The following is a 6,127-nucleotide window of genomic DNA, read 5'->3' as shown; positions in this document are numbered from 1 at the left end:
ATTCTTTAGAATCAGCGAGTAGATGTGGTGCATAAGGGGAAACCATTCAGTGGGCCTTTTAGGCCGAGGCCGGTAAGAGAGGCTTTCAGCCGCAGAACAAACCACCAGTTCACACTGGTGGTTTTGATTACCCATTTACGATTTCTCCACCATTAACGTGGAGGATTTGGCCAGACATATAAGAGGAGTCGTCACTTGCAAGGAAAACATAGCATGGTGCGACCTCCTCAGGCTGTCCTGGACGCTTCATGGGTGTTGTCGATCCAAATTTGGCAACTTGTTCGCTTGTAAAAGTGGATGGAATAAGTGGTGTCCAAATTGGACCTGGAGCCACCCCATTTACACGAATTCCTTTTCCAACTAGTTGCATAGAAAGGGACCTTGTAAATGAGACAACGGCTCCTTTTGTTGCTGAATAATCAACGAGCTGCTCATTTCCTTTGTATGCTGTAACAGAAGCTGTATTAATAATGGAACTTCCCTTTTTTAAATGGGGAAGAGCAGCCTTCGTTAAATAAAAACAGGAAAAAATATTGGTTCGAAATGTTTTTTCGAGCTGCTCAGCAGTTATGTTAGAGATGCTTTTTTGTGGATGCTGTTCAGCTGCATTATTAACTAAAATATCTAGTTGTCCAAACGTATCAATGGTTTTCTTCACAATCTCTTTACAGGACTCTTCATTTCCGATATCACCGGGTAGAAGTAAGCATTTTTGACCTTCTTCTTCAATCTGTCGCTTTGTTTCCTTAGCATCCTCATGCTCTTCCAAATAAACGATGACAACATTGGCGCCTTCTTTTGCGTAATGGATTGCGACTGCCTTTCCAATTCCACTATCCCCACCTGTGATAATCGCAACCTTATCCTTTAACTTATTGCTGCCCTGATAGGAATGATCCTCGGAGACTGGTCTTGGCACCATTTCCGTCTCAGTTCCGGGCTGATGCGTTTGATGTTGTGGTGGCAAAATATTATTTCCTTTATTAGTAGACAAAATTAACACCTCTTTATGTATTCATGTACGTTCCTTACTTTTTTATAAAACAGGTCTGAATATACCTTTTTGCGTTAATTATTAAGTAAAAATAAAAATTCCATGAGCACACCAAAACTTCCTTTATAATGAAAATAGATAGAAAGAGGGGTTATCCATGGAAAAACCTGAAAAAATTCTTCTTGTGGAAGATGATAAAGAAATTGCCCGAATTGTATGTGACCATTTACGGAAAGAAGGGTATACCGTAACATGGGCTTCTACTGGAACAGAAGGCTGGGAGGATTTTAAAGAGGACCAATATGACCTTGCCTTAATTGATTTAATGCTTCCTGAAATGGATGGGTATACATTATGTAAAACAATTCGAATGGAAAGTGAAATTCCTCTCCTCATTTTAAGTGCACGAAATGAGGATGAAAGCAAGATCAAAGGATTGAATCTTGGAGCAGATGATTATATCACGAAACCATTTAGTCTTGAGGAACTAAGTGCAAGAATTAGCTCTCACTTAAGAAGATTCAGAAGATATAACAAAACGACATCCAATGAAAATCGAATCAATTATCTTCATGGGCTTACCATCGATTTTACGAATGACCTTATTTTTTTAAACGGCAACGCAGTTCAAATGAGTTCCAAAGAAAGGGAATTATTGTTTCTGTTAGCCAAAAACCCATTACAAACATTTTCGAAAAAAGAAATCTATGAGCATATTTGGCAACTAGAAGATGTCGACGGAAACAATACAGTCACTGTTCACATTAAAAGTCTTCGGTCAAAGCTAGGTGATGATACGCGCTCTGCAAAGTTTATTCAAACGGTTTGGGGTGTTGGTTATCGTTTTATAGGAGAGCAAAGTGTATGAAAATTAAACAATGGTTGATGATCAGCTTTTTTACCGTGATGTTGCTTCCAGTTGTGGCACTTTACATCCTGTATGTCAGTTTAAGTAATCTCGATGAAAAGCAAGCATTTGTTGAATACGTTGAGATGACCACTAAAATGGAGGAGATCGAGTCACATCTTTTAAATCCTAAATTATATCAACTACAACCAGAAGAACAGTTTGAGTCAGTTCAAGCACTAACTAACGAATCTATCAAAATAACATTATATCGATCAGATGGTGTTGTTGTATTTTCTAGTTTGCCTAGTGTAGGTTCATATGGATTTTCCACGATAAATATTGAACAAGTATACAGAAATCTAAATGATCTTCAAAAGAATTCTCGTACCTATACATTAAAAAAGCCAGTTGTTGGTGACGATGATGTTGTCGGGATTTTTGAAATTTCTATTGCAAGAGAGGATTGGGTCGATGGGGTAACGAATCGCTACATGTTTTTAGGTGTGTCCTTCAGTATTTTCATGGTCCTGCTCTATATCATTGTAGTGATTCTATTAAACCGAAAATTGAACCGGCCATTAGGCTATTTGCAGGAGCAAATGACGGCTTTTGCAAATGGAGAGAAGCTATCAAATCAAACAAAAGAATCAAATGATGAAATAGGCGATTTAATCAAACATTTTTGGGAAATGAAAGCGCAGATTGAGCAAACCCAAGATGCACTTGCAAAACAACAAAAGGAAAAAGAGTTTATTGTAGCCTCCTTATCACATGATTTAAAAACACCTTTAACGGTTATTCGTGCTTATACGGAAGCCTTGCAAAATGGTGATACTCTTTCCGAACAAGAAAGGCTTGAATATAAGGATATTTTATTTGAGAAGCTCGAATATATGAAACGAATGCTTGATGACTTGACCATGTATACCGCTTTACAATCCTCGAAACAAAGGACTGAGCTAGTGGAGGTTGAGGGGGAAGAGTATTTTGACATGTTGTTATCTGGATATGACGAACCCTGTAATCGAAAAGGGATTTCACTAGTTGTTACTCAAGCTGTAAAAAAAACCTATGAGCTGGATCCAAAGCAAATGGTGAGGGTTGTGGATAACATTATGGGTAATGCTATTCGACATACGGAAAAAGGGAATCGGATTTGGCTTGCTGCCATTTCAAGTGATACCCAATTACCGCACTGGGTGTTTAACGAATTTTGTGATGACATTGAGGTTTGGAGAAAGAATGGCACAGTTATCTTGATTCAAAACGGAGGAAAAGGAATCCCAAAAGAACAACTGGACAAAGTCTTTCAACCCTTTTATCAGGCGGAAGGTGCTAGAAATAATGGGGGGAGTTCTGGTCTTGGACTAAGTATTTCAAAAATGTTAATGGAACAACAAAATGGGAAAATTGGAATCTGGTCAGCGGAGAAAGAAGGAACATTGCTTGCTTGCTGGATGAAGGAAGGAAGGGAATAAAATGAAGAAAAAAATAGTCTTACTAATTGCTATTTTACTAACTGGTCTGTTATCGGCCTGTATGGGGGGTATGACTGTGTCGTCTGAAGAAATTGTAACAAAAGTCTTATCGGCAAAAGATAGTAAACTATCCTATTATGGTGAGGGTGTCATTAAGCTTACGACAGCTGGAGAGGTCACTGAAAATGCGAGTTTCAAAGAATACGCGGCAGAGGACGGTAAACGTAAAATTATTACAACAGGCGATGCCAATGGTCATGAATCATCTGTGTTAAACGATGGAAAACAAGTGATTTCCTATGATGCGGGAAGTGAATCGGCATTTAGTATCGATCTAACAGAGGATAGTATGCCGTTATTAGATTCCTCACCAAAAGAACAACTTATGACAATGCTAGAAGCTATAAAAAAAACACATGACTATGAAATTGTTGGTGAAGAAAAAATATTGGATTTAAATGTATATCATATAAAGGCAGCGCCAAATACAAATTCTAATTTATTTGGGGAAGTTGAACTTTGGATCGATCAAAAAACATGGTTTGTCGTCAAATCAATCTCTGTTGTGGAAGAAACGAAATCCGAGTTTGAATACAAGTTGCTCGACTTTTCACCAGATTTTAAGGAAGATACCTTCACTCTAGATATACCAGAAAGCGTGACGGTTACCCCAATTGAATCAAATCTTGAGCCAGACTTTGGGACACTTGAAGATGCCCAAACCGAATTAGCACAACCATTCCTTGTTTTCACAGAAGAAGACATGACTGTCGAGAATGTTGAAATTGTAAATCTTCAAGGGATAGTCAATCGTCCAGAAATTACCGTTTATTATGCTTATGAAGGGTTACCCTCTGTATTAGTATCAATATTTCCAACTCCAGAAGAGGCTGGAACGGAAATTAAACCTGGAGAATGGGAAGTTCGTGGTCAACACGCAGACTATGATGATTTTATTGATGCTTTAAGTTGGGATGAGAATGGACTGCGTTATACGATCATTATCCAGAATCCAGATCTTGAAATGGAAGCAATTCTCAAAATGACGGAGAATATGATACTGAACAATGAAATGTAGGTGGAAGTTTTGCTACCAAATTGGTATGAAATCGTATTGTATATTTTAGTTGGTGCTGGGATTCAAGTAATAGGGTTAATCGTTGAGAAGATTAATAAAAAACTAGGAAATGTGATTGAAATCATCCTTGGCCTACTTGCGGTCGGATTTGTCTTTTACCAACTTCCATTTATGGATGGCTTTATCTATGTGGCGTTTATCTCAAGTGGATATTTCCTTGCAATCTCTTTAACGACCGGTAATGAAAAACGAATCGAGATTGAAAAGGAATTACGTCAAATTAAGGTAGAAAAAATCCCTTTAGAACGTGATTTGAAACGGATCGTATCTGATTTGTTCATAACTGGATTTGTTTTGATGGGTGCAATCCTGTTTTACATGTTTGGCCCAGAGTATAGCCTTTTAAAATATATGATTGTCTTTGGGTTTGTAAGCACAGCAACAGAAGTAATAAAGCGAATCGGTATTTATACTACTGTAAAGGTATTTTATGACAATGATGAAAAGTATTTATATCTCACATCTCGCTTTGAATCTCGAAAAATTCCAATTGAAGATGTGGAAGAAGTGAAACTAGAAACAAATGTAGACCTGTTAAAACTTCACTCACTATTAACGATGTTTTCGTCGAACGCAGATTTTACAACAAGCTTTCAGAAAGTACTGAGGGTATCTGTCCCAGGCGAGACGATGTATATGACAATTCATGAACCGGAAAAATGGAAAAAAGCATTTGAGGAATGGATGAAGGTCGAAGAAAAAGAGAAGGAACTACAACAGGTTCTACCGTTTTGGCATCGGAAGAATATGAAGCGAATGCTTGGAAAGCTCTATTTCGCATCAACGGTAAAAGGTGTTTCTGCCTATACGGGCTTACTTTTAATTCTCTATTACTTTGAGGTAGCACCTTGGATCATGGTTGCTGTAGGATTGGCCTACTGGGCTTTTAATCTCTATATTTCTGACAGAGTTTTAAAAGTAGCATTAGATGCAAAGGAAACGGTAAATCCTCAATTAATTCAGGTATCGCAACGGATTTTTGAAAGGGCCGGTATACCAAATGTTCGTGTGTATGAAACGGAAAGTACGGAATATAATGGCCTTGCAACAGGTATGAATATCGGTAAATCAATGGTCACTCTAACTACTGCTACCTTAAAGTTACCGACTGGAGCGATAGAAGGAATCCTTGCCCATGAAGCCATTCATGTGAAAAAGAGAGATGTGCTTTGGGGACAGATTTGGAAATTAGGTTATCTTATGATTCTAATTGCATTTGTCTTATTGATTGAAGAAAATATAACAAATATAGAGGAGCATAAAGTATCAATCTTTTTAGTAGTCTTTTTCTTAATGATGTTTTTCTCTGTTTTTCAGTCCTTTTGCTCACAATGGATGGAGGTTCGTGCGGATCATCTAGGCGCATCTCTTCTTAGAGGTGGGAGTGAGCAAATGTCAAATAGTTTAATCGCTTTATCAGAGAAACAGGATGCAGCGATTAATAAATCACTTTCATATAGCACGGTTATTAAAGACGAAAAAGAGAAGGAAAAGTCATCCATTGAGCGGGATTCGTTAATATGGAGGTTTATTGAATTTCAATTTATGCCGCACCCCCCAATGTACTGGAGAGTCCAGTCTCTAAAAGAAAATGGAGAGGGTTGGGGGAAAAGGATTCGAAATCGTTGGATCGTAGATAGAGTGAAGGAGTCAGTATTGAGGTAAAG

At 37.9% G+C, this 6,127-nt stretch carries 5 protein-coding genes; 4 read left to right on the top strand and 1 reads right to left on the bottom strand.

Annotation, left to right across the window (positions count from 1 at the left end):
* Positions 1 to 127: 127 nt before the first annotated feature.
* Entirely contained in the window at positions 128 to 994 is an 867-nt protein-coding gene (locus tag E1I69_RS15990; protein ID WP_136380566.1) for an SDR family oxidoreductase, read from the bottom strand.
* Positions 995 to 1,151: 157 nt separating this feature from the next.
* Between E1I69_RS15990 and E1I69_RS15985 the strand changes: the two genes are divergently transcribed.
* From E1I69_RS15985 to E1I69_RS15970, 4 genes are read left to right on the top strand one after another with little or no spacing between them, the layout of a single operon-like run.
* Complete coding sequence (locus E1I69_RS15985; RefSeq protein ID WP_136380565.1) at positions 1,152 to 1,862, top strand: response regulator transcription factor; 711 nt, start codon at positions 1,152 to 1,154, stop codon at positions 1,860 to 1,862.
* Complete coding sequence (locus E1I69_RS15980; RefSeq protein ID WP_136380564.1) at positions 1,859 to 3,322, top strand: HAMP domain-containing sensor histidine kinase; 1,464 nt, start codon at positions 1,859 to 1,861, stop codon at positions 3,320 to 3,322. The genes E1I69_RS15985 and E1I69_RS15980 overlap by 4 nt, the downstream gene beginning before the upstream one ends.
* 1 nt (position 3,323) lies before the next feature.
* Positions 3,324 to 4,400, top strand: a complete 1,077-nt coding sequence (locus E1I69_RS15975) for a LolA family protein (RefSeq protein WP_136380563.1) — start codon at positions 3,324 to 3,326, stop codon at positions 4,398 to 4,400.
* 9 nt (positions 4,401 to 4,409) lie between these two features.
* A complete protein-coding gene (locus tag E1I69_RS15970; RefSeq protein WP_161974917.1) occupies positions 4,410 to 6,125 on the top strand; it encodes a M56 family metallopeptidase in 1,716 nt (571 codons plus the stop codon).
* Positions 6,126 to 6,127: the final 2 nt, after the last annotated feature.

The organism is Bacillus timonensis (assembly GCF_004799755.1).
Classification (GTDB): domain Bacteria; phylum Bacillota; class Bacilli; order Bacillales; family Bacillaceae_L; genus Ferdinandcohnia; species Ferdinandcohnia timonensis_A.
Note: the sequence above shows the minus strand (reverse complement) of the source record. Positions and strands in the feature narration are given on the sequence as shown.